The organism is Vibrio sp. Vb1729, from assembly GCF_033338655.1.
Classification (GTDB): domain Bacteria; phylum Pseudomonadota; class Gammaproteobacteria; order Enterobacterales; family Vibrionaceae; genus Vibrio; species Vibrio alginolyticus.
Genome location: NZ_JAWOTB010000050.1, coordinates 72,587 through 96,230 on the forward strand (window position 1 = coordinate 72,587; position 23,644 = coordinate 96,230).

Annotated in this window: 22 protein-coding genes; 18 read left to right on the forward strand and 4 right to left on the reverse strand. The window is 46.2% G+C overall.

Annotated elements, in window-relative coordinates; genetic code table 11:
- The first annotated feature begins 4 nt into the window (after positions 1 to 4).
- The 5 genes from cyoB (at position 5) to R7E29_RS21780 (ending at position 5,598) form a co-directional block, all read left to right on the forward strand.
- Complete coding sequence (gene cyoB, locus R7E29_RS21760; protein WP_053303715.1) at positions 5 to 2,041, forward strand: cytochrome o ubiquinol oxidase subunit I; 2,037 nt, start codon at positions 5 to 7, stop codon at positions 2,039 to 2,041.
- Positions 2,031 to 2,633 (forward strand): cytochrome o ubiquinol oxidase subunit III, encoded by a 603-nt coding sequence (gene cyoC / locus R7E29_RS21765; RefSeq protein ID WP_005375782.1) that lies wholly within the window; start codon positions 2,031 to 2,033, stop codon positions 2,631 to 2,633. The genes cyoB and cyoC overlap by 11 nt, the downstream gene beginning before the upstream one ends.
- Positions 2,633 to 2,944 (forward strand): cytochrome o ubiquinol oxidase subunit IV, encoded by a 312-nt coding sequence (cyoD, locus tag R7E29_RS21770; protein ID WP_005375783.1) that lies wholly within the window; start codon positions 2,633 to 2,635, stop codon positions 2,942 to 2,944. The genes cyoC and cyoD overlap by 1 nt, the downstream gene beginning before the upstream one ends.
- Positions 2,905 to 3,819, forward strand: coding sequence for a heme o synthase (gene cyoE, locus R7E29_RS21775; RefSeq protein ID WP_033906955.1), 915 nt, complete (start codon positions 2,905 to 2,907; stop codon positions 3,817 to 3,819). The genes cyoD and cyoE overlap by 40 nt, the downstream gene beginning before the upstream one ends.
- Positions 3,820 to 4,491: 672 nt before the next feature.
- Positions 4,492 to 5,598: an NADH:flavin oxidoreductase gene (locus R7E29_RS21780; protein WP_054576783.1), complete on the forward strand. Its 1,107-nt coding sequence runs from the start codon at positions 4,492 to 4,494 to the stop codon at positions 5,596 to 5,598.
- Positions 5,599 to 5,678: 80 nt separating this feature from the next.
- Here R7E29_RS21780 and R7E29_RS21785 read toward each other — a convergent pair whose 3' ends face one another.
- Positions 5,679 to 6,569: a LysR family transcriptional regulator gene (locus R7E29_RS21785; protein ID WP_017821200.1), complete on the reverse strand. Its 891-nt coding sequence runs from the start codon at positions 6,567 to 6,569 to the stop codon at positions 5,679 to 5,681.
- 155 nt (positions 6,570 to 6,724) lie between these two features.
- Between R7E29_RS21785 and R7E29_RS21790 the strand changes: the two genes are divergently transcribed.
- The 7 genes from R7E29_RS21790 (at position 6,725) to R7E29_RS21820 (ending at position 14,514) form a co-directional block, all read left to right on the forward strand.
- Complete coding sequence (locus R7E29_RS21790; protein ID WP_005375789.1) at positions 6,725 to 7,123, forward strand: RidA family protein; 399 nt, start codon at positions 6,725 to 6,727, stop codon at positions 7,121 to 7,123.
- A 73-nt stretch (positions 7,124 to 7,196) separates the two neighbouring features.
- Complete coding sequence (locus R7E29_RS21795) at positions 7,197 to 8,657, forward strand: aldehyde dehydrogenase family protein (protein WP_318083058.1); 1,461 nt, start codon at positions 7,197 to 7,199, stop codon at positions 8,655 to 8,657.
- Between the two features lie 69 nt (positions 8,658 to 8,726).
- Complete coding sequence (locus R7E29_RS21800) at positions 8,727 to 9,716, forward strand: membrane dipeptidase (RefSeq protein WP_006742451.1); 990 nt, start codon at positions 8,727 to 8,729, stop codon at positions 9,714 to 9,716.
- A gap of 109 nt (positions 9,717 to 9,825) precedes the next feature.
- Positions 9,826 to 11,427: a BCCT family transporter gene (locus R7E29_RS21805; protein WP_005390956.1), complete on the forward strand. Its 1,602-nt coding sequence runs from the start codon at positions 9,826 to 9,828 to the stop codon at positions 11,425 to 11,427.
- Positions 11,428 to 11,528: 101 nt separating this feature from the next.
- Complete coding sequence (locus tag R7E29_RS21810) at positions 11,529 to 13,265, forward strand: hypothetical protein (protein ID WP_085568962.1); 1,737 nt, start codon at positions 11,529 to 11,531, stop codon at positions 13,263 to 13,265.
- Complete coding sequence (locus R7E29_RS21815; protein WP_053307776.1) at positions 13,262 to 13,993, forward strand: DUF3726 domain-containing protein; 732 nt, start codon at positions 13,262 to 13,264, stop codon at positions 13,991 to 13,993. The genes R7E29_RS21810 and R7E29_RS21815 overlap by 4 nt, the downstream gene beginning before the upstream one ends.
- 143 nt (positions 13,994 to 14,136) lie before the next feature.
- Positions 14,137 to 14,514 carry a nuclear transport factor 2 family protein gene (locus R7E29_RS21820; RefSeq protein ID WP_005390944.1) on the forward strand — a complete coding sequence of 126 codons (378 nt, stop codon included), beginning with the start codon at positions 14,137 to 14,139 and terminating at the stop codon, positions 14,512 to 14,514.
- 82 nt (positions 14,515 to 14,596) lie between these two features.
- Here R7E29_RS21820 and R7E29_RS21825 read toward each other — a convergent pair whose 3' ends face one another.
- Complete coding sequence (locus tag R7E29_RS21825; protein ID WP_318083060.1) at positions 14,597 to 15,592, reverse strand: ABC transporter substrate-binding protein; 996 nt, start codon at positions 15,590 to 15,592, stop codon at positions 14,597 to 14,599.
- A 141-nt stretch (positions 15,593 to 15,733) separates the two neighbouring features.
- Positions 15,734 to 17,968, reverse strand: a complete 2,235-nt coding sequence (locus R7E29_RS21830) for a hypothetical protein (protein ID WP_318083062.1) — start codon at positions 17,966 to 17,968, stop codon at positions 15,734 to 15,736.
- Positions 17,969 to 18,393: 425 nt separating this feature from the next.
- Here R7E29_RS21830 and artP point away from each other — a divergent pair, with 425 nt between their 5' ends.
- The 5 genes from artP (at position 18,394) to R7E29_RS21855 (ending at position 22,021) form a co-directional block, all read left to right on the forward strand.
- Positions 18,394 to 19,122 (forward strand): arginine ABC transporter ATP-binding protein ArtP, encoded by a 729-nt coding sequence (gene artP / locus R7E29_RS21835; protein WP_017634245.1) that lies wholly within the window; start codon positions 18,394 to 18,396, stop codon positions 19,120 to 19,122.
- Positions 19,123 to 19,210: 88 nt separating this feature from the next.
- Positions 19,211 to 19,954, forward strand: coding sequence for an arginine ABC transporter substrate-binding protein (locus R7E29_RS21840; protein ID WP_047100941.1), 744 nt, complete (start codon positions 19,211 to 19,213; stop codon positions 19,952 to 19,954).
- Between the two features lies 1 nt (position 19,955).
- Positions 19,956 to 20,645 carry an arginine ABC transporter permease ArtQ gene (gene artQ, locus R7E29_RS21845; RefSeq protein WP_042521067.1) on the forward strand — a complete coding sequence of 230 codons (690 nt, stop codon included), beginning with the start codon at positions 19,956 to 19,958 and terminating at the stop codon, positions 20,643 to 20,645.
- The gene (artM, locus tag R7E29_RS21850; protein WP_005388569.1) at positions 20,642 to 21,310 is read left to right on the forward strand and encodes an arginine ABC transporter permease ArtM; all 669 of its coding nucleotides are present in this window, start codon (positions 20,642 to 20,644) and stop codon (positions 21,308 to 21,310) included. The genes artQ and artM overlap by 4 nt, the downstream gene beginning before the upstream one ends.
- A 138-nt stretch (positions 21,311 to 21,448) precedes the next feature.
- Entirely contained in the window at positions 21,449 to 22,021 is a 573-nt protein-coding gene (locus R7E29_RS21855) for a protocatechuate 3,4-dioxygenase (protein WP_042521065.1), read from the forward strand.
- Positions 22,022 to 22,030: 9 nt separating this feature from the next.
- Here the strand turns inward: R7E29_RS21855 and R7E29_RS21860 are convergent, their stop codons facing one another.
- The gene (locus R7E29_RS21860) at positions 22,031 to 22,861 is read right to left on the reverse strand and encodes a LysR family transcriptional regulator (protein WP_054576774.1); all 831 of its coding nucleotides are present in this window, start codon (positions 22,859 to 22,861) and stop codon (positions 22,031 to 22,033) included.
- A gap of 118 nt (positions 22,862 to 22,979) precedes the next feature.
- On the opposite strand from R7E29_RS21860, the gene R7E29_RS21865 reads away from it, so the two are divergent.
- Positions 22,980 to 23,627: a glutathione S-transferase family protein gene (locus tag R7E29_RS21865; RefSeq protein WP_054576773.1), complete on the forward strand. Its 648-nt coding sequence runs from the start codon at positions 22,980 to 22,982 to the stop codon at positions 23,625 to 23,627.
- The last annotated feature ends 17 nt before the right edge of the window (positions 23,628 to 23,644 follow it).

Genomic DNA, 23,644 nt, shown 5'->3' on the forward strand with positions numbered 1-23,644 from the left:
CGTAATGTTTGGAAGATTAACTCTTGATTCAGTTCCATTCCACGAACCTATTATCGTCATCACCCTAGCGGTTGTGGCGCTGGTTGGTTTAGCCGTAGTTTACGCGGTGACCAAAGCCGGAAAGTGGCAATATTTGTGGAATGAATGGTTTACTTCAGTAGACCATAAAAAACTTGGCTTCATGTACATCGCAGTAGCGATGGTGATGCTTGTTCGTGGTTTTGCTGACGCAGTCATGATGCGTAGTCAGCAACTCCTTTCTTCTGCGGGTGAAGCAGGTTACTTGCCACCGCATCACTACGATCAAATTTTTACTGCCCACGGCGTGATCATGATCTTCTTTGTAGCGATGCCATTGGTGATTGGTCTGATGAACATCATCGTGCCATTGCAGATTGGTGCGCGTGACGTAGCTTTCCCGTATCTGAATAACTTGAGCTTCTGGCTGTTTGTTGTTGGTGTCATCCTAACAAACATGTCTCTCGGCTTAGGTGAATTTGGTCGTACAGGTTGGCTAGCGTATCCGCCGCTTTCAGGTATTGAGGCTAGCCCAGGAGTCGGGGTCGACTATTGGATTTGGGCGCTGCAGATATCAGGTGTTGGTACGACGTTAACAGGCGTGAACTTCTTCGCGACCATTTTGCGTATGCGTACACCGTCTATGCCAATGATGAAGATGCCAGTTTTCACTTGGGCGTCTCTGTGTGCAAACATTTTGATCATCATTTCATTCCCAATCCTAACGGTGACTATCGCTCTGCTTACGCTGGATAGATACCTAGGCATGCACTTCTTTACCAATGATCTTGGCGGCAACGTAATGATGTACGTCAACCTGATTTGGGCTTGGGGCCACCCAGAAGTGTACATTTTGATCTTGCCAATTTTTGGTGTGTTCTCAGAAGTCACCGCAACCTTCTCACGTAAAAAGTTGTTCGGTTACACATCGCTAGTTTGGGCTACCGTAGTTATCACGATTCTTGCCTTTGTCGTTTGGCTACACCACTTCTTTACGATGGGGTCTGGCGCGAACGTAAATGCCTTCTTCGGTATTGCCACGATGATCATTTCTATCCCAACAGGGGTGAAGATCTTCAACTGGCTATTCACGATGTACAAAGGCCGCATCCGCTTTACGACGCCAATGATGTGGACGGTGGGTTTCCTGATCACCTTTACTGTTGGTGGTATGACGGGCGTACTAATGGCTGTTCCGGGTGCAGATTTCGTTCTGCATAACTCAGTATTCCTAATTGCTCACTTCCACAACGTTATCATCGGTGGTGTGGTGTTTGGATGTTTCGCTGCGATCACTTACTGGTTCCCGAAAGCGACCGGTTTCACCATGAATGAAACTTGGGGCAAACGCGCGTTCTATCTTTGGATTATTGGTTTCTTAATGGCGTTCTTACCGCTTTACGCGCTGGGCTTCATGGGGATGACTCGTCGTTTAAGCCAAGACATCAACCCTGAATACTTCCCACTGTTGTCGATTGCCGCAGCAGGTACGGTTGTGATTGCGCTGGGCGTATTGTCTCAGTTCATCCAAATTTACGTGAGTATCCGTGACCGCGAGCAAAACCGTGACCTAACTGGTGACCCGTGGGGTGGTCGTACTCTTGAGTGGGCAACATCGTCTCCACCGCCGTTCTACAACTTTGCGCACCTACCAAAAGGTGATGTGCTGGATGCCTTCTGGTACCAGAAACAAAGTGGCGAGTTCGATCCAACTAAAGAAGTGGAATACGAACGTATTCATATGCCAAAAAACACGGCAACAGGCATCTACGTGTCGGCTTGGTCGCTCCTATTTGGCTTCGGAATGATTTGGTACATCTGGTGGCTAGCGGCGGCAAGTTTGGTCGGTATTATCGTGACGTGTATTCAGCATAGCTATAACGATGATGTGGATTACTACGTGGAAGTTGACGAGATCAAAGCAATTGAGGCCGAACGTCGAGCTCAGCTTGAAGAAGCGAAGAAAAACTCAGTGAAAGACAGCGAAAGTAAAGATGATCTGGAGGTGACGTATGCAAACTAATATCGCAGCACATCACGACCATGATCACCACCATGACACGAATGGCAACAAGCTATTTGGCTTCTGGGTTTACCTGATGAGTGACTGTGTACTGTTTGCAACCTTGTTCGCGACGTACGCTGTGCTGTCGAGCAATTCAATTGCAGGCCCAACAGGTAAAGACATTTTCGAACTCCCATTCGTGTTTGTCGAAACCATGCTGCTGCTGTTTAGCAGTATCACATTTGGTTTTGGTATTATCGCGATGAAGCGCAACAACGTTGCTGGTCTCAAACGTTGGATGTTAGTCACGTTCGCGCTTGGTCTTGGTTTTATCTGTATGGAGGTCTATGAGTTCCATCACCTGATTGAAGAAGGCTATGGCCCACAAACAAGTGCATTCCTGTCGGCATTCTTTACGTTGGTTGGTACGCACGGCCTGCACGTAACCTTTGGTCTGATTTGGTTAGCGGTAGCGTATCATCAACTGTCGACGAAAGGTCTGAACGACAATATGGCAATGCGCTTTAACTGCTTAAGCCTATTCTGGCACTTTCTAGATATCGTTTGGATTTGTGTCTTTACCATCGTTTACTTACTGGGGGTAATGTAATGGATCAACATGTAGAAACCAGTTCGTCAGATTACGTGAAAGGCTTTATTGCCTCACTGATTCTGACGGTAATTCCGTTCTACTTTGTTTGGACGAAATCATTACCAGATACAACGACCTATGCGATTCTATTTGGATGTGCATTAGTGCAGATATTTGTTCACTTTAAATACTTCTTGCACATGGAAACAAAAACATCCGACGGACGTTGGAACCTTGTATCACTGATGTTTACCGCCATTGTTGTACTTATCCTTATCGCTGGCTCGGTATGGATCATCTACAACATGAACGTCAACATGAAGTTGTAGGTCAAGGTATGCTGAAAAGTTATTTGTCTATCACTAAACCGGGCATTATTTTCGGCAACCTGATTTCTGTTGCGGCGGGGTTCTTCCTCGCCGCAAAAACAGAACCAGCCAGTCTAATGTTGTTCGTTACGACGTTAGTTGGTGTTGGGTTAGTCATCGCTTCAGGTTGTGTGGTGAATAATATTTTCGATCGTGATATCGACCAAAAGATGGCACGTACACGAAATCGTGAAACAGTGAAAGGCAACATCAATATCGATATTGCGTTTGTTTATGCACTTGCATTATTGCTGGTAGGAACCGCACTGTTATTTATCCGAGTGAACCCACTATCCGCTGTCGTCGTGTTGCTTGGCTACGTGTATTACGTGTTCTTTTACACGATGTGGTACAAACGTAACTCGGTGTATGGAACCTTAGTGGGAAGTATCTCAGGCGCAGTTCCGCCATTGGTGGGTTACTTAGCGGTAACAAACTTCATTAGCTTGGAAGCGATTTTACTCTTTACCATGTTCTGTCTCTGGCAAATGCCGCACTCGTATGCCATTGCCATGTTCCGCATGCAAGACTACCGAGAAGCCGGGATTCCCGTATTGCCAGTTAAAGAGGGCATTCATAAAGCGCATCGACACATGAAAGCGTATGTCGTGGCTTTTGGAGCAGCATCATTGGGGTTATTTTTACTAGGTGAAGCCGGGTATGAATACTTAGCAGTTGCAGCGGTTGTTTGCTTTATGTGGACGAAAGTGACCTTTCGCAGCATTGATGACAACAACTACATCGCTTGGTCAAAGTCGGTGTTTAAAGTCTCACTGCTAGTGGTGATGGGGATCAGTGGTGTGCTTGGCGTCGAGTTGATTCCTCTAGCTCTGTAACAACCAAACCTAAGCGTTTGCTAAGCGCCAATATCTTTTGCTGCTGAATGCATGAATGACCTTACCTAGAAGTAAGGTCATTTAACTTTCTATTGTCCTTTATTTTCCCTGTTTTTCCTGTTCCTCCTCTAGCTTCACTATCACGTATTCATATCTAAAAGCAAAAACAACCAGTTTGTAAAACATAGTGGGTCGCGCGTTTCCGCTGACGCGTAATAATGCCAAGAGATAGCGACTATTAAGCTAAAAAGTATAAACAGCGCAATAACTCTATTTACCATATGAGAATTCAATATCGATAGTTTGTAATGTAAACATTTTGGGAGAGTGCTAGTTCCCATAGCAGCATACAAACTAACAATGTGAATGTTTGAGTTGAATCACCTGCTAGCGAAATACACAAGTTTTACGACTGAAAGTAGGTGACGAAGCATCTTAGCTCCAGTGAAATGAACACGATTAAGAATCATCCTTTTACATAATCTAAAAACTCACTAAACATTAACCCAGATTAAAGTTTTGTCGTCTCCGAGGCATTAAGGTGCGCCTGTAGTTTGCAGGTCTCAAGGATTCAGAGAAGGAACAGCCATACATCGTGTATCGCTGTTCCTTTTTCGTTCTTGTTTACTTGCGAACAGATAAAACATAAAGACAACTTTAAGAGGACTGGTTTTGAGCATTTTGTTTTCCGAAGCCCGCATTGGCAACATGACCCTAAAGAACCGTTTTGTGAGAAGCGCAACGTGGGAGAACATGGCGACCGAAGATGGTCATATGACGGCAAAGCTTTACGATATTTACGAAACGCTTGCGAAAGGGGAAGTTGGGCTTATTGTTACGGGTTATGCCAATATCGTTGAAGAAGAGAAACCCAACGCAGGTATGATGGGGATCTACAACGACTCTTTTATTGAAGAATACAAAAAGCTAACAGAGCTAGTACATCAACAAGATTCTAAAATCGTGATGCAAATTGCTTACGGTGGCACCAAAACCACCCATAACGTCGGTGAGCGTGTCATCTTCGCTCCGAGTGACGTGCCTGAGCGTGGTACAAATACGCAAGGCAAAGCGATGACAAAGGACGAAATAGACTACATCGTAAAGGCATTCGCATTGGCGAGTAAACGTGCTCAAGACGCTGGTTTTGACGGCGTAGAGATTCATGCGGCGCACACTTATTTAATTAACCAGTTTTTAAGCCCGTACTATAATCGTCGCGAAGACGAATATGGTGGTGACTTAGAAAATCGCATGCGCTTTCTTTTAGAAATTTATTCTGAAACCAGAAAGCTGGTTGGAAGCGAATTTCCCATCCTCGTTAAACTGACGGCAACAGAGTTCTTTGACGGCGGTTTAACGTTCAATGAAACTCGCGTCGTCTGCAAGAAACTTGAAGAAATAGGCGTTGATGCGATCATCGTATCTGGCAATGTTCACGGCAAAGCAAACGAACTTGTTGGTCAAACGTTCGATGGTTACACACTACAAGAAGAAGGTTACTTTCACGAATATGGTCACGTGATCAGTCAGGACGTTAGCATACCGGTGATTACTGTCGGCGGGCTGAGCGACATTGATGCGATTGAGAAAATTGCAGAAAACACAGGTATCCAATTTTTTGCTGTGTCACGCCCTTTATTGGCTGAGCCACAGTTGATCAAACGTTGGAAAGAAGGCAATCGCGCACCAGTAGATTGTGAACGTTGCTCAAAGTGTCGTACCAAGCGTGGTAACTTTTGCGTGGTGTATAAGAACCGAAATCGTCGCAAAAAATAGAACGAAGCGAATACACAAATACAAATTAGCCTCCACTCTGAATATGGAGGCTTTTAATTATCCGCATGTTAATCGAACCATTATTTATCTTCTTTTTGATAGTTTAAATAATGCACACAAAGATCGTGAAATGCTTTAGCTTGAGGCGAGATCGTGCGATCGGTTAACGTAAATATACCAATTTGCCTTTCAAGTGGTGGATCGATAAGTGGAATCCAAACCAAGCGTGTTTCATTGGTTGGGAAAGCAAGCTTCGGTAGGGTCGTGACACCAATCCCAAGTTCTAAGACAGAAAACAGCGAAGTAATATTTTCGACCGAATAGAGCGCTTGCTGACTCAGAGCTCTTGCTGGGGTTGGATCGAGAAGTGTACAAGTGCCGTTACGGATAAAGGGTTGTTCCAACAAAGTTTGCCACTCGACTCCTTCTGGATGACTCGCAATAGGGTTGTCCTTTAAACACACCACGCCTATTGGATCGGCTAACAGCGGCGTAAAGTCAATGCCGCCCTCATCGAGGTGAGAGGGGTTACCGAGCGCTAAGTCGACCTCACCGGAGAGTAGGCGAGCCTCGACGCCAGCGGCATTATCGTCTATCAAGCTTACTTCTACATTTGGATACTGTTCGCAAAAGGCGCCCAACACGCTAGGAATGAGCTTTGCTGCAACAGAAGGAACGCTCGCAATTCGCACTCTCCCTTGCTGTCCGGCAGCGGCTGCTTTGAGATCGTTGTCTAGTGCACTGTAGATATTGAGAAACTGAACCACTTTGGGCAGACAAATTTCACCAAACGGGGTCAATTTGGTTTTGTTTCCGGGTTCAAACAGCGTTTGCCCTAGAATTTTTTCAAGCTCTTTTATCGATGTTGACAGTGCCGCCTGAGAACGATTTGCACGATGTGAAGCGGCTCGAAAGCCTCCTTCCTCGACTACCATCACAAAATGCATTAATTGTTGAAGCTTAATACTCATCCCTAATGCCTCTTAATCCCTTTATTTACGTTATTTTAAACAGAGTGATAAGTTTAACTTATCAAATGTCAAAAATTTACCGTTAGATTTATCGCCTGTCAATGTGCATCATTTAACCATATTGAAACAAAGTTGTTACAAAGGTTGAAAGGCACGTGAATACTCCTACTAAAAAACACCCAGTTAAAACCAGTCTATTTGCTTCTAAAGCGCCGCTTGAATGGGCGATAGTCAACAACGGAACCCTGTATACGGCTCAAATTCCTATTGATGACACAGGCGCGGTTGTGGAAGGCGGTATCGAAGCACAAACACGCCAAACCTTTAACAATCTCATTCACACCCTGGAGTGTGCAGGGGAGTCTTTGGACTCGGTGTTGCAGGTCCTGATTTATGTGACTGACAGAGAATACTTAAAGACCGTTAACCAAGTGTACGCGGAATATTTTGAAGCGCCGTACCCAAATCGCGCCGCCATGGTGGTTGCAGGGTTAGCGCGAGAAGAGATGTTGGTGGAGTTTGTCGTCTACGCGTCGGCAAGCCAACCAGAATAAATCCAATAAGAACAATTAGAGATCAGTGAGTGGGTGGCTTGCCATCACAAATCGGAAGAACAAGGAAAGAACCATGACTTTTATTAACAATGTTCAAGCAGAAAAATCCCTCTATATAGCGGGTGGGTGGCAATCGGGCATGGACACCATCGCCAATATTAACCCTTCTGATATCAGCGAAAACATTGGCGATTTCGCACAAGCGAGTGTGTCGCAAGTAGAGCAAGCGATTCAAGCGGCTAAATCAGCGCAGCCAGAGTGGGAAAAAACACCAATCGAGCGCAAGCAAGCAGTGCTACAAGCGATTGGTGATGAGCTCATTGCACGATGTGACGAATTGGGCACCTTGCTTTCGCGTGAAGAAGGCAAGCCATTTGCTGAAGGTCGAGGTGAGATATACCGTTCTGGCCAATTCTTCCAATACTTTGCTGCTGAGGTTCTGCGTCAAATTGGCGATAACGCTGCTTCCGTCCGTCCAGGTGTCTCCGTTGAAGTTACTCGCGAAGCCGTCGGCGTTATCGCCATTATCTCTCCTTGGAACTTTCCAACAGCAACAGCGGCTTGGAAAATCGCGCCAGCACTTGCGTTTGGCAACAGCGTCGTCTGGAAGCCTGCCAACCTAACCCCAGCAAGTGCCGTTGCGCTGACAGAGATTATCCATCGCCAAGGTTTACCTGCTGGCACGTTTAACCTCGTTTTGGGTAGCGGTTCGCAAGTCGGTAATACCCTTATCAATTCGAAGGATGTGAACGGCGTTAGCTTCACTGGTTCTGTGGACACTGGCCGCAAAGTTGCAGCGGCAACAGCACCAAATTTTGTGCGTTGTCAGCTAGAGATGGGCAGCAAAAACGCGCTCGTAGTGGCAGATGATGCAGATATTCAAATTGCTGTCGAAGCGACAATCGCAGGCTCATTCTCGGGTGCAGGTCAAAAGTGCACCGCGTCTTCTCGTCTTGTGGTTATGGACGGAATTCACGACGCGTATGTTGAAGCGCTAATCAAACGCATGAGCGAACTTAAAGTGGGTCACGCTCTAGAAGAGGGCGTATTCATGGGTCCTGTTGTTGATGGTAACCAGCTGAATGCGAACTTTGAGTGGATCGAAAACGCTCGCCAAGCGGGCGCAGAGCTGGCTTTTGGTGGCGAGCGTCTGAGCCTAGAGCATGACGGGTACTACATGTCACCAACCCTGTTCTTGAACACACAAAACAGCTGGGAAGTGAACCAAGAAGAAGTCTTTGCGCCAATGGCGAGCGTGATTCGCGTTTCTGATCTGGATGAGGCAATTGCAGTCGCGAACGATACGCGCTTTGGCCTGACAGGCGGCATTATCACGCAAAGCTTGCGCAATAGCGCGATCTTCAAACAGCAAGTCCAAACGGGCTGCGTCATGGTTAACTTGCCAACTGCGGGTACAGATTATCACGTTCCATTTGGTGGCCGTAAAGAATCTAGCTTTGGTCCTCGTGAGCAAGGTCAGTACGCCAAAGAGTTCTACACCGTAGTGAAAACCGCTTATCAGCGTCCTTACTAAGAACGGCAGGGTAACTGATGGTGTCAGTTGCCCGCACGAAAAGGCTAAGAAATTGTTTAAGGAGTGGTTATGTACCAACAACGGATTGTGATTGACGGATTGCAGTACTGCAATTGGGATCGAGAGTATTTCCAAACGCTTAAGGCGAGTGGCATTACTGCCGTTCATGCCACCATCGTCTACCACGAAACTGCGCGCGAAACCTTAACGCGTTTTGCTGAGTGGAACTTGCGCTTCGAGCAAAATGCGGACCTCATCATGCCTATTTATTCAATGGCAGATGTAGAAAAAGCCAAAGCAGAAGGCAAAGTCGGCATCTTCTTCGGCGCGCAAAATTGCTCACCAATCGATGATGAAATTGGTCTGATTGAAGTGATGCGCCGCCAAGGTCTGCTGATCATGCAACTGACCTACAACAACCAAAGCTTACTGGCGACAGGTTGTTACGAACAAAACGATTCCGGCGTAACTCGCTTTGGTAAGCAAGCGATTGAAGAGATGAACCGAGTCGGGATGATCATTGATATGTCCCACAGCGCGGAGCGTTCGACGTTGGAAGCTATCGAGCTCTCTTCGCGTCCAATTTGTATCAGCCATGCTAACCCGACGTTTGCGCATGACGCACTGCGCAACAAGTCCAACACCGTGATCAAAGCACTGACGGAGCGCGGTGGTTTGATTGGATTCAGTTTATATCCATTCCATTTGCCAAATGGCAGCCAGTGCACTCTGGATGATTTCTGCCAGATGGTAGCGAAAACCGCAGACATGTTTGGCGTCGACCATTTAGGCATCGGTAGTGATCTGTGCTTAAACCAGCCGCAACAAGTGTTGGAGTGGATGCGCAACGGTCGTTGGTCAAAAGCGATGGATTACGGCGAAGGTTCGGCAAGTAACTCGGGATGGCCAGATGCGCTGCCATGGTTCTGCGGCAGTGCAGGGATGGAGAACATCTACAACGGATTAATGCGTCACGGATTCAGTGAATCTGAGGCAGGAAAAATATTGGGTGAAAACTGGTTTAACTTCCTTAAAGAAGGATTAGAGCCTATTTCATAGTACACCCAAAATTAGGAACCGCCTGCCTACATAACAACAATACGGCAGGCGTAAAACTCACATTTGTAGCCAGTCTTTGGCAGCTGCAAAGAACCTCTGGAGCCAGAGTATGTCTGATTTAACCAATAGCATGAAAGCTTCCACGATGAGCGTGTCATCGGGCAAGTCAAAAGCAACACACAACACATCAACAACAGAAAACACGACGGACAAATTAGGACTGAATAACCCGGCCTTTTGGTATAGCGGTGGTTTTATCGCGTTGTTCGTTGCTATTGCACTTTATGACGGCGAGTTGTTATCTACGATCGTTAACGCCGGCTTTGGCTGGGCAGTTCAGGTGTTTGGTCCTTACTGGCAGTTACTGCTGCTTCTCACTTTTCTTATTGGTCTTGGCTTGGCTGCAGGGCGAACAGGCAAGGTGATGTTGGGCGGGATTGCAAAACCAGAAATGGATTCTTTCCGCTGGATGGCGATTATTTTCTGTACCTTATTGGCTGGTGGTGGTGTTTTCTGGGCCGCGGCTGAGCCTATCGCGCATTACGTTAGCCCACCTCCTTTGTACGGCGCGCAAGATAACCCGCAGCAAGGTGCGGTGAATGCGTTGTCGCAATCCTTTATGCACTGGGGCTTTCTAGCTTGGGCGATTGTAGGTAGCTTAACTTCCATCGTGGTGATGCACCTACATTACGACAAAGGTTTACCACTAAAACCCCGTATTTTGCTTTACCCAGTCTTGGGCGAACGAGCACTTAAAGGCCAACTCGGTGCATTGATTGACGCATGCTGCATTATCGCGGTAGCCGCGGGCACCATTGGTCCAATTGGGTTTCTGGGCTTGCAGGTTAGCTACGCGTTAAATGCGCTGTTTGATATCCCTGATGGCTTTACCACTCAGCTTATCATCATCTTGTTTGCGATTGCGCTTTACACCTTGTCAGCACTCAGTGGATTAAGCCGAGGCATGCAACTGCTTAGTCGTTACAACGTGATTCTGGCAATGGCATTGATGGTTTACATCCTGTTTTTTGGTCCGACGAATTTTATCTTTAACGGATACATTCAAGGTGTAGGAAGCATGTTGGATAACTTTATCCCAATGGCGACTTATCGCGGTGACGAAGGTTGGCTAAGTTGGTGGACAGTATTTTTCTGGGGCTGGTTCCTGGGTTATGGTCCGATGATGGCAATCTTTATTGCGCGTATTTCCCGTGGTCGAACTATTCGCCAAGTTATTTCCACCATCAGTATTGTGGCTCCGTTAACCACCTGTTTTTGGTTCACGATTGTGGGCGGCTCAGGCCTTGCGTTTGAAATTGCTGAACCGGGTAGCGTGAGTGCGGCGTTTGAGGGCTTTAACTTGCCAGGTGCTTTGCTTGCAGTGACTCAGCAACTACCAATGCCAATGCTGACTTCAATTCTATTTCTGATTTTAACCACGATCTTCATCGTCACGACGGGCGACTCAATGACCTACACAATCAGTGTCGTGATCAGTGGTGAAACGGAGCCGAATGCGATCATCCGTACCTTCTGGGGAGTAATGATGGGTGTGACGGCATTGATCCTAATTTCCCTTGGCTCTGGCGGCATCTCTGCTCTGCAATCTTTCATTGTTATTACCGCGGTTCCGGTTTCGTTGATTCTGTTACCGTCACTTTGGAATGCGCCACAAATTGCAATCAAAATGGCGAAAGAGCAAGGGCTATAACAATTATCCAATTCAAACAACGTGGAGCTTGTGCGGGTGTTTTCCTCCTGCATCCGCACAAACCCTAGTATTCTTACAATAACAAATAAGTGGTGAGCAAAATGGATGCACATCGTTCTACTTATACGGAAGCAACTATGCGCGATGCAGCGATTGTCATGGCAGCCGAAAGGCTTGGCGCAATGCACCAAAACCGAATCAGCTTTGTTCGCAGTCTGATTCGTAATATGGCAAGCCAAAACTGGCAAGTAACCAAGCATGAGTGGCAGCTTTGTCCTCGTGGTTATGGTCATGTGATTTACAAATTGACCACGCCAGAGCACGTTTATCATTTGGTGGTATTCTGTGATGAAATTGCCGACGACGAGCGTAATGATCGCGTAATTGCTGAAAAGTGGGACGTCACATTTGCACTGGTTCAAGGCGATGTTGATGTTACTTTGTTGGAAAGATTGCGAGAAAATGTACCGCTGCAAGAAGCGGGACGTAATCCAAACAACGTACTTGTTCTTGCTCGCGCAAACAAAAGTGTGCGCGTGTTTGAGCACATTGTTAGCGCGCTTTCTCAAGGCGAGCAGCCTGAGCCGAAAGAGTTAGCGGAAGTGGGTTATATCCTGCGTACCACAGCTGTTTATGGTAACGGAAAGTTTGGTATCGCCGATTTCAAACTGTTAGAGAACAACTCAGATTTCAGCCAATCTTTTAGTGCGCAAATGTGTGCCGTATATATGTTGCGCGAATTCAGCCTAGATTGGGTGCACTATCTGGCACTTCAACAAGGTGGCGACAACGCGGTGGCTTTGCATCGTGGCTTGCAGCGCTACCTTGGTGTCGGCAATGCGACTGGCTTAGGCATGGCTCCATACTTGATTAATCACCCGTGCATCGTTGACCAATGGATGACCTCTCGCGAACGTGCGGTAGCGCGAGTCTTTGCGATGCCATGTGAAGCTTCATTCCATGCTCCTTTGCAAGGATTACTACAAAAAGCACAGCGTCATTTAGAGCAAGTCATCACCATCAATGAACATCAAGACAGGCTCAATCATCAAGCGATATCAGACATCAAACAACTGCTATCAGAGCTAACAACGTTAATGGCATCACATCCGAATTGGGCGAGTTTGGTCGAGCATAAGAAAACAATGAGTGTGGAAGCCCAAGAAATCCTCACCTCTTGCTTGATCGAACTCTACCCATCTTTAGTGGATGAATTTGCTAGCCAAATGAATACGGATGAAACGTTATCTATTCCGGGCGGGAAAAAGATCCAAGATTTACTGGAAGTGTTGCAAAGCAAGTACCGCTGGGCGATTGATGCGGATTACTCACTAGCCGAGAACAACTACTGGTTCTGGTATCGCTCACAAGACAAAGAAGAGCCAAGGCTTGGTGTTCGTGGGGAAGAGGCAGGAGAAGAAAAAGAACTGCCGCTTGATATCGGCAGACAAGTGAATCGCTTGTACCAGGCCTTGCTTGACTGTGATGTAGAAATGTCCGTAGCAGAGTTTCTATTGCAAAAACCGGCTTATCGTTCGATCACACGTCGCGTATGGACGCTAGGCAACCGTGCGATGGGGGATATTCAAATGAATGTGCTGCGTAAAGATGCGTTACCAATGCACTTACTGCGCTGTAAATTGGCGATCTTTGGCGCGACTAAGTTTGATCCGCGCTCGGATCGTTGGGTTCGAGTAACTTTTTTCCAAGGCGCGCCGTTGTTAGATGAAATTCACGACCCTAAACTGGCAGACACATGGATTTTCCCTAGCATGCCGCCACGTGACGAAATTGCGCAAAGTGATAATCAAAAAATCAGTGGAGGGTTTGCATTATGATCGTCTCTCACAACGAATTGGTGGCCGCGGTTAATAAGGCATTTCTTGGCATGCGCCGTCACTGTGGTGAGGCGGATGTCATTGCGAACATGGTGGCGGACTTGCAAATGGTTGGCTTACATGGAGTTCGTCATTTTAATAACGCCAGTCTGTTTCTTGGGTTAGATTCAGACTGCGCCGTATCGGTGACCAACAGTACGCCGTCAAACATAGAGGTAGAACTGCACAACGGGAGTGTAGCGTGTCATTTACCCGCTGTGTTGGATTTCGCACTTGAGAAAATGATTAACCGTAAGTCGATTACTATCACGTTGACGCAGTGCCATAACCGTTGGCTAGGTTTTAGTGAGTTGTTGAAGCTCTCTGCAAAAGGCATTGCGTGCCGTGCACAATGGGTCAATGGCTCTAGTCCCAAGCGAACGCTTTATGTGTTAAACCGTGGACGAATCGCGCCAGAAGTCTTTTTCTCGGATCAGTTTGATGGGCATGATACGGATTTGCATAGTATGGTTATCGAGCTCTCCGTGAACGATTTCGATATCGAGAAAAGTGCACAAGGGTATACCACCCACATTGAAGGTGATGAGTTAAGCCGCACGCAACAAGCTTCTTGGCAAAATGGTATCTTTGTCGAAGACCAAGAATGGGAAACACTGAAACAAACCGCAACCGCGTTGCTGGTGGAGAACAGTGAGCGTTCTATGCTCGGTGCTGGCGGTGTGGTTTAAGCGATGAAAGGCGATGATTCCAAGTTTCAAGTGATGAAGGCTGCGGTTTAGCGGCCTTTTTTGTGCGCGATGTTCGGTCACTTCTTAGGTTCTAAGGCTATGATTATCGTTGAATACCAAGTAGAGCGACATAGGGAAGAAAAATGGATCTGCAAGAGAATAAAAGAAATGCCATTGCGTTTTACGAAACCGCCTATCGAGGTAATCCAAGAAAAGCGGTTGAAGACTATGTTGGCGATGAGTACATCCAGCACAATCCATTAGTTGGAAATGGCCCCGAGGCTTTTATCGAGTATTTTGAGCGGATGCAAAATGAGTATCCCAATAAAGACATTACGTTTGTGCGAGCCATTGCTGAAGGGAACTTGGTGGCACTACACACTCACCAAACATGGCCTAATGATATTGAATACGTGACGATGGATTTCTTTCGTTTTGATCATAATGGGAAGATTGTTGAACATTGGGACGCTCTGCAAGAGATTCCTAAAGAAACATTGAATGGTCACACCATGTATTAACGAGTCGTTGACGAGTCTCCCATGCCGTTTATTCAAACGGTATGGGAGGTTAAATGATTTGTGGCACTTTAAGTATTAATCATCAAAGCGCTTTTTCGATTCTCACCGCGACGTCTTCAGATACCCAGCCTTTCCACAAGTCAGGGTAGGTATTAAAGAAGTAAAACATCGCTTCTTCACCGTCCGCGTAGTTATCTTCCATCCAGGCCAGCATTTCACTCATTTGCTCGTTGGTAAATCCGCGTTTCTGCAAGTACGCGAATGCTTGGGGTTCTTTGCTCGCAAACGCCTCAGTTGTTACTGTGCGAACTGGAGAAGGTGGGTACATTGTTACTTTTGGTGAAGCGCAATCAGGCTGAGTGGTACAGTTGCGATACTCTTCTAAATCTGTTCCGCTACCAAAATCCACTTTGACCATATCATACTTGCCCAATGCGGGGGTCGGTGACCAGTAGTAACCAAACCAAGGCATTTTGCGATCATAGGCTTTGGCGATGGTGCCAGCTAATGCTGCGCCAGATCCTGGGTCAACCATCTCAAAGCCGTGCTCACTTAACCCTAATGCATTAAACAAGTGACCGGAGGTGATTTGGCATGTCCAACCAGCAGGGCAGCTATAGAACGCGAACTTGTCATCATCTTCTGGGTGTTCAAATAGTTTGGCGTGCTTGATGACGCCTTCTATCGTCGCGAGTTCTGGATACTGTTTTACCAGATAGGCGGGAACCCAAAACCCTTCTTCACCACCATTGACAAGCGATTCACTAGCGATGCGCAAGCGTTTATCCGCAATCCCTTTATCAAGTGCTTCTTTAATACCGTTTGTCCATAACTCTGGCGCAACGTCAGGCTGTCCCTTTTCAATCATAGAGGTGCCTGTAGGAACGCTATCACCAGGAATCAATTCCGCATCGCACTGGTAGCCTTCATTTAAGACAAATTGGTCGATATGCGCCATTAAGCTGGCCGAATTCCAATTCATGTCTGCGATGGTTATTTTTCCGCATTCGTCCGCATTTGCATGAGTAGATAATGCTGATAGCAGCAGAACAGAGAGCATTGAAGGTGTCGTCTTCATGTGACTGAATTTCCTTGTCGTTGTCATTTACTTCAGTATATACATCGGTTTATAAAGATTCAGTGAACAAGGTTTTTTCAGTGACGTTAAGCATAAAAACGGCGATTTATGAAGCGTTTAGTCAGAGTGGTTGAAAGGGAGTTAATACAGCAAGAACACCCCTTCGTAGCCGCCGATCTCAATGTGAGAAACATAGTCGCCGATGTTACCGTCTTGATCTACAGGTCGCATAGGTTCTGGAAGTGCGATAGTTATCTTCGGTGAGGAGAAATAATCGATATTCTTGCCAAAGAAATCAGTTCGATACAGAACTTGGCCTTTGGTGAATTCGCGGGCTAACACCATCTCTGTAGGGCCATGCATCACTACCGTATCGTCTGAGTGATACGCAAAGTACGTATGGGTTGGTAACAAATCGATAGCGCCATTAGGCAAGTCAGGATGAGCCACTTTGCTCATAGAAGCATCTCCAATCACCGTGTAATCGGCGGAATAGGGCGTGCTGGTGGACATCATTAGCGGAGTCGCCTGATATCCCTCTGGTATTTGATTGGCAGGCTCTCCCAAATCAACGGCAAGCAAGGCGCTAGGTTGATAAGCAATATTCTTTGGTACGCCTGCCTTCCAGAAGTTGTCACTTGTTGTGTTATTACTTCCATATAAGTAGCCATTGTTCCACTGATTAAAGTAAATGCGCTCAGGGTGATAGTTTAAGTAGAACACCGCTAGTGCAGAGTATTGGTCCTGTTTCCAATTGTTTTCTGTGTTACCAAAGTATTGAACTCGACCATAACGCGTGGTCGCTTGATAAATCACTTTCTGACCCGCTTTGGCGAGTGCAGAGTTATCCCAAAACTTAGCCAAGCCAGCATAGCCACTAAAGCCGGTAGCAGGGAAAAGGTAGTGCTCGCGCAAGTACAAGGAGCCAGCGTTAACCAAGTGGTTTTGCCCATTACGACCGAATAAGTTTGCCGTACCTATGTTGAGGCCAATTAACGCATCTTCATCCAGCGTTGCCAGTTTATTCAAGAACGCCGAGAATTGCGCTTTGTAAGCATCGTCAGCAGCTTGGCTACCCGCCACCAAACCAAGTTCATCCACTGTGCCTCCGGAATATATGTAGAACTGATTTGCACCGAGTAACTTATTCGTATCGTCGTTGTACGCACCATTTAAACCTTGTTTCGCCCATTCAGCTTGGTAAGAGTGGCGCATTGTATTGGCAAAAAAGGGATTGCCGAGATTGGTCAATGCCCAAGAAGAGGTTTGATTCCACATACGACCAAATGGAATAACCCGTGACTCCCAACGAAATCGGGCCGTTGCATTCTTATTCGAACGGTTTTTGTATTCATTCCAAGAAAGATAATTGTCTTGGTTTCGATCTGCAGATTTGTCGAAGCCACGAATTTTACGCCGGCGTTGAATGGTTTGACCTTCCGGTGTCTCCGTTGGTGCTCCTGAGATATTGACGGCAGGGAAGCTATTTTTGAGTTGAATGTTTTCGAGACGTGGGCGGTTTTCTATGTTGCCGTCATGCCAAGTAATTTTCGCAAAGTAAAGGCGGCCGCCGTCGCGTAAAAAGGTGGAGCCAAAGTACTGACCGCCACCATAAGTTTTTCCGCTACCATCATGCGTTGTAGCGCGAACCCAATCCGAAGGAACAGACCAGTTTACTGTTTGGTTTTTAGTCATGTTCTCAGTTTTGTCTTTTTTAATCGCGAAGCGTTTCCATTCTGTTACCCGACCAAACGAGTCGATAGCAGAAGGGTATTCAATCGTGAAGCTGCCGCCTTGAGCAAACTGAGAGAACGTAAAGGCTAAGCGGTCGAACTTCTCTGAGTGATAGACATAGAGGGCTCCACCATTATTCGCCTGGCCAAATACATCAGCATCCCATGGCGGTGGTTGATATAGCCAAAAGCCGGCGTGGTCAGCGCTGGCGGTATAGCCAACGATCATCGGTTTTCGATTGAGTAAGGTATTTTCACCATGGCTTGAGTCGACTTCAGCTAGGATAGTGTCTTCAGAAAAGTGGAGAAAGAAATCTTCGTAGTCAATTCCATTCAGTTCTGCTTGGTTACGTATATCGTTTTCCAGCCAACCTGAGTTAAGTTCCAGCTTTTGGTTGTACATGTAACCAAGCGCTTTTACACGCTCGTTATCACTCTTATCTTTGTAAGCTCCAAACACGATATCGGCATTATCCAACTCCCATTCAAGTGCAGCGGCAGCAGATATAGGCTTATCTTGAAGATCAATACCCTGTTCATGCAATCCAGGTAACACGATTGATGTTCTACTCCAAACGCTGGGTATAGAAAGTAAGCTCAGAGAAGCAAGTGCAATGAGAGAAAAACAATGCGACTTCAACATGGGGTTATCTCACTCATACTTAGATGACTCGAATTAAGGGCCAGAATACAAAGAGAAATTATAGTCCATTCACAAAGTCCTAATCAGGAACCCGCCGATAGAAGGCTTTACCGGAAATCGAGGGGGGAAGCCCGGCAAAAATGAGAAGGTCTGCGTCGGGTGTAGTACGTTCAAAGACTCAAAATTCCATCTACACAAGCACAAAAGTAACCAGAATTTTAACCTTGTTTCGATTGCCATCATATTGTTGGATTTTCATCAACAATTTCAGTTAAAACCAACTGATTAAACCAGTCATATTCTCTGTTGTATTGATTGCTTATCATACAAAAATTTAACGAAATTAATTTTTATACATTTTTATTGCATAAAAAATCCTTTTGAGTAATATAAATGCCAAGTGACAATTAATGCGGTATGTCAGCATGACTATTCAGGTAAGCGGAATCAATAAATCCTACGGTGAGACACAAGTGCTTCACGATGTCAGCTTTAAGTGTGAAAGCGGCGAAACACTGGTGTTACTCGGTCCGAGTGGTGCAGGGAAGAGCTCTCTACTACGTGTTCTTAACCTTCTTGAAGGAGCGGATAACGGCCAGTTAAACATCGCTAATGACGCATTCGACTTTTCAACTGAAATCAAAGAGAAGCAAGGTTTAGCGCTTCGTCGTAAAGTGGGCATGGTGTTCCAACAGTACAACCTATGGCCGCATATGACAGTGATGGAGAACCTGATTGAGGCTCCGGTAAAAGTCGCTGGCATGGATAAAGAAGAAGCGAAGAAGCAGGCAATGCAAATTCTTGCGACGCTGCATTTGGCAGACAAAGCGGATGCATGGCCGATGCAACTTTCTGGTGGTCAGCAACAACGTGTGGCGATTGCTCGTGCATTGATGATGAAACCGGAAGTCTTGCTTTTTGATGAACCGACCGCTGCGCTTGATCCGGAAATTACTAACCAAGTCGTTAAGATTATTAAAGATTTAAGCGAAACCGGAATTACACAAGTAGTTGTGACGCACGAAGTGGATTTCGCCAAGAAAATCGCTAGCCACGTACTGTATTTAGAAAAAGGACACATCGTTGAGCACGGCACAAATGATTCGTTTTCTAACCCGCAAACCGCCCAGTTTGCTGACTACTTAAATCACTAAATCACGTTTTTAAAGTTCAGTCTATTTAACAGATAAGCTCGGCTGTCATTGCGAGTGTCAGCCCACTAAGTACACACGGAGTATTGCAATGAAAAAGATTCTACTAGCTTCACTAATCGGCCTTTCTTCTGCAACTATGGCAGCAAACGCAGCAGCACAAGAAGAGATCAAATTCGCGATGGAAGCGACGTACGCACCGTTCGAATACATGGATGAAAACAACCAAATCCAAGGTTTTGATGTGGATCTGGCGAATGCACTATGTAAAGAAATCGAAGCAAAATGCACCTTCCACAACCAATCTTTTGACAGCCTGATCCCAGCATTAAAATTCAAGCGCTACGATGCGGCAATCTCTGCAATGGACATTACTGAGGCGCGTTTGGAGCAAGTGAATTTCACGAATGCATACTATGACAACTCAGCAGCGTTTGTTTCTATCAAAGAAAAAGTGGCCGATCAAAAAGCACTAGAAGGTAAGCGTGTTGGTGTTCAAAACGGTTCAACACACCAAAGCTACCTGATTGAGCAAATGCCTGGCGTAACAGCGGTTCCTTACTCAAGCTACCAAGACGCATTCATCGATATGAAGAATGGCCGTATTGATTCTGTATTCGGTGACACAGCAGTCGTAGCAGAATGGTTCAAGAAAGAAGACAACCTAGCTTACGTGGGTGAGCACATCACTAACCCTAAATACTTCGGTAACGGTTTCGGTATCGCAGTAAATAAAGGTAACGACGAGCTAGTGAACAAGCTGAACACAGCACTGAAAACAGTGAAAGCAAACGGCGAATACGACGTAATCTACAACAAATACTTCGGTAAGTAATATGGCACTAACGGGTTACTCTTTATCGCTTGTTCAAGCTAGTTGGATGACTGTCCAGCTAGCCTTCACAAGCCTCTTAGTCGGTTTGATTCTGGCAGTGGTATTCGCCAGTGGTGAAATGTCTCGCCGCGTTTTCGTTAAATGGCCAATGACGGCGTTTGTGACGATTGTACGTGGCTTGCCAGAAATCCTTGTCGTGTTGTTCATCTATTTTGGTTCGACGCAGGTTCTGTTTTTAATCACCGGCGACTTTATTGAAGTTAGCCCGTTCTTGTCTGGCGTGGTGGCGTTGTCATTGATCTTCGCTTCCTACGCTTCTCAAACTCTACGTGGCGCATTAAAAGCCGTTGGAAGAGGGCAGAGAGAAGCAGCAAGTGCACTCGGCATCAGTCAAGCACACGCTTTCGTTCGCATTGTTTTACCACAAGCAGTAAGACACGCACTACCAGGTTTAACTAACCAATGGTTAGTTCTGCTGAAAGACACCGCGCTTGTATCACTGATCGGCGTGACGGATTTGTTGAAACAAGCGCAGCTAACATCTGCAGCGACGCATGAAGCGTTTACATGGTACGCAACCGCTGCGGTGATTTACCTAGGCATTACTTTGATTACACAACGTGCCGTCAAACTGATTGATAAGAAGTTCTCAATTCAAGGCATGAGCATGGGACAGGAGGCGACCGCATGAACGAACAACACGTTTGGCAAATGCTGGATGGCTTAGGCACTAGCCTCCAATTGACCGCCGCTTCCTTGGTTGTGGGCTGTCTTTTAGCTCTGATGATGACGCTGACTCTGATCCTACGTACTCCGGGTTTGCATTGGGTAAGTCGTGGCATCATCACCTTGTTCACAGGTACGCCTTTGCTGGTACAGATCTTCTTGGTGTACTACGGTCCGGGTCAGTTTGATGCCGTAAGAGAAAGTGTATTCTGGACATGGTTAAGCCAACCTTGGTTCTGTGCGATGTTAGCGCTAGCACTCAATACCGCTGCATACAGCACTCAGTTGTTCAAAGGAGCGTTTAACGCGATTCCTTCTGGTCAATGGCAAGCGTGTCGTGCATTAGGTATGAACAAAACCGCAACACTAAAAGTGCTGCTGCCATACGCTATTCGTCGTGCGGTTCCGGCTTACTCGAACGAAGTGATTTTGGTCTTCAAAGGTACGTCACTAGCAAGCACGATTACGATCATGGATCTGATGGGCTACGCGCAACGCATTAACGCACAAACCTACGACACGTTGACGGTATTTGGTATTGCAGGCGCATTTTATTTAACGGTAAATGGTGTGCTGACTCTCATTTTCCGTCAGGTAGAGAAGAAAGCATTGGCGTTCGAAGCCGCATAAACCTTCAATCAACACTCATCACTTAGTTTCACAGTGCCTCTGCAAATGACTCTCTTGCAGGGGCATTTTTTATATTCGTTATGGCAAATCCCTCAAGTTCCACCAAACTTAATTCAACGTAATTGCATTGGTGGCACCATGGAAAGAAGACACTTTTTAGCGCTGTGGACATTGTTGTTCGTACCCTCTTTAAAAGCGAAAACACCAATGCGGCCAACGCCAGCACAAACTGAAGGGCCATTTTATCCAGTAGTGAACATTCCTCTTCGTCAAAACTTGATTCTGCAAACAGAAGGTTTGGTCGGTGAAGCTATCGTGTTGCAAGGTAAAGTCGTAGATACATCGGGAAACCCTGTCTCGGGTATCAAAGTAGAAATCTGGCAATGCGATGGGCAGGGGATTTACGATCATCCTAAGCAGCCAAATAATGATAAGTTTGATGCTCACTTTGCAGGTTTTGGCGCGGTAGAAACTCAATCGGATGGTCGCTACTTATTCCAGACTTTGTACCCCGTGCCTTATGCCTCTCGTCCACCGCACATTCACGTTAAGTTGTGGCGGGATAACCAAGAGCTTCTGACCACTCAGTTGTACTTAAAAGGCAATACTGGTGATGAATGGTGGGGTGGCAAAGCCCGAGATTATCTACAGTTTGAAACCATACGAACCGACGGGCGATTAACTGGCCAATTTAACTTTGTGATTGGCTAGCTAATCCGGTTAAGCCATTAACTCAACCAATTGCGCCAAGCATTCTTTATCCAGTATCGGATGAGGCTCGACGCCCGTGACCAAAACGATATCCACGGAAGGTAGCGATGGCATATCGTCTAAGATCTTAAGATCCTCGCTAACGCTAATACTGCCCATCGCACCGATAGCCATGCCTGAACGTACAATTGCTCGTTGTGCAGAAGCCGTATTGCAACATGCCAGTAGTTGATAAGGAGTGCCACGTTTGGTTAATCCGTCTACTGCTGCCGCATGGTATTTACAGTCGGTTTGGAATAGGGCGAGAGGGAGAGGTTGGGCGTTCTCAATGTCAAAATCAGGATGAGCAATCCACACGCCTTTGTCGCTCGCTAGCCAGTAACCTTCCTCACTGTCCGGTGCTCTTGTCACAATAGCGGCGTCTAGCTTTCCTTCATCAAGTTTTTCTCTCAAGGTGATGCTCGGCTCACTAAAGACCTGAATCGAACATGTGGGCTCAGATTGCTGTAATACGCGGATGACTTTAGGCAAGATATTGTCGTTGTAATCCTCGGGGCAACCTAATCGAAGAGGACGCTTATCTTCATAACGTTTCACTTGTTTCAGTGCTTGATTGTGCAAGCTAACCAATTGCTCTGCGTGAGAGCGTAGTGCTAATCCCGCTTCACTTAAGACAAGATTGCGACCTTCTTTTTCAAACAAACTGACGCTGAGTTCGTCTTCTAGCTTACGCATTTGCGCACTGAACGCGGATTGGGTGCGATTGATCTGCTTGGCTGCACGAGTGAAACTTCCCGTTTCGACAAAAGCCAGAAAGCTGCGTAACGCATCGATATCCATATCTAAAACTCATCCATCGTTTTTGTTGAAGTGTTCCATCAAAACTATCCGTTAGTCCCCTTAAATACAATCAGATATTGTGAATGGGTACTCAAAACACGAACCGCATGGAGGCGTCATGAAACTGTTTATTGCTAATCAAAACTACTCAAGCTGGTCACTTCGCGCATGGCTGATCTTTTCTCAATTCAAACTAGATGTCGAAGTCACCAAGCTCAAATTATTCACAGAAGATTTTTATAAGACCTTGGAAGGTATTACACCAACCGCGAAAGTACCTACCTTGGTGGATGGTGACGCAACCGTGTGGGATTCATTAGCGATTTTGGAATACGTTAACGAGCAATATTTACAAGGTAAAGCTTGGCCAAGCAACTCCGCAGAACGAGCTAAAGCACGCGCCATTGCATCAGAAATGCATTCGGGTTTCTTTGATTTAAGAAACGAACTCCCAATGAACATCCGCGCACGCAGAAAAGTCGATCTAACGGAGGGGGCACGTAAAGATATTGCTCGTATTGACGCCATTTGGGCAGAGCAAGCAGAACTGCATCCAAACGGTTGGCTATTTGGAGAATGGTCGATAGCGGATGCTATGTATGCACCTGTGGCATTGCGTTTCCAAACTTACGGCATCGAGTTATCGGAAGGTGCCAAAGCTTACCAACAAAAGGTGCTAGCAAGTGAATCTTTACAGCAATGGTTGGAAGAGGCGAACCAAGAAACGGATATCGTAGAAGAAGATGAAGCAGGGGTAGAAGTATAAGCGCATCTTGCGATCGC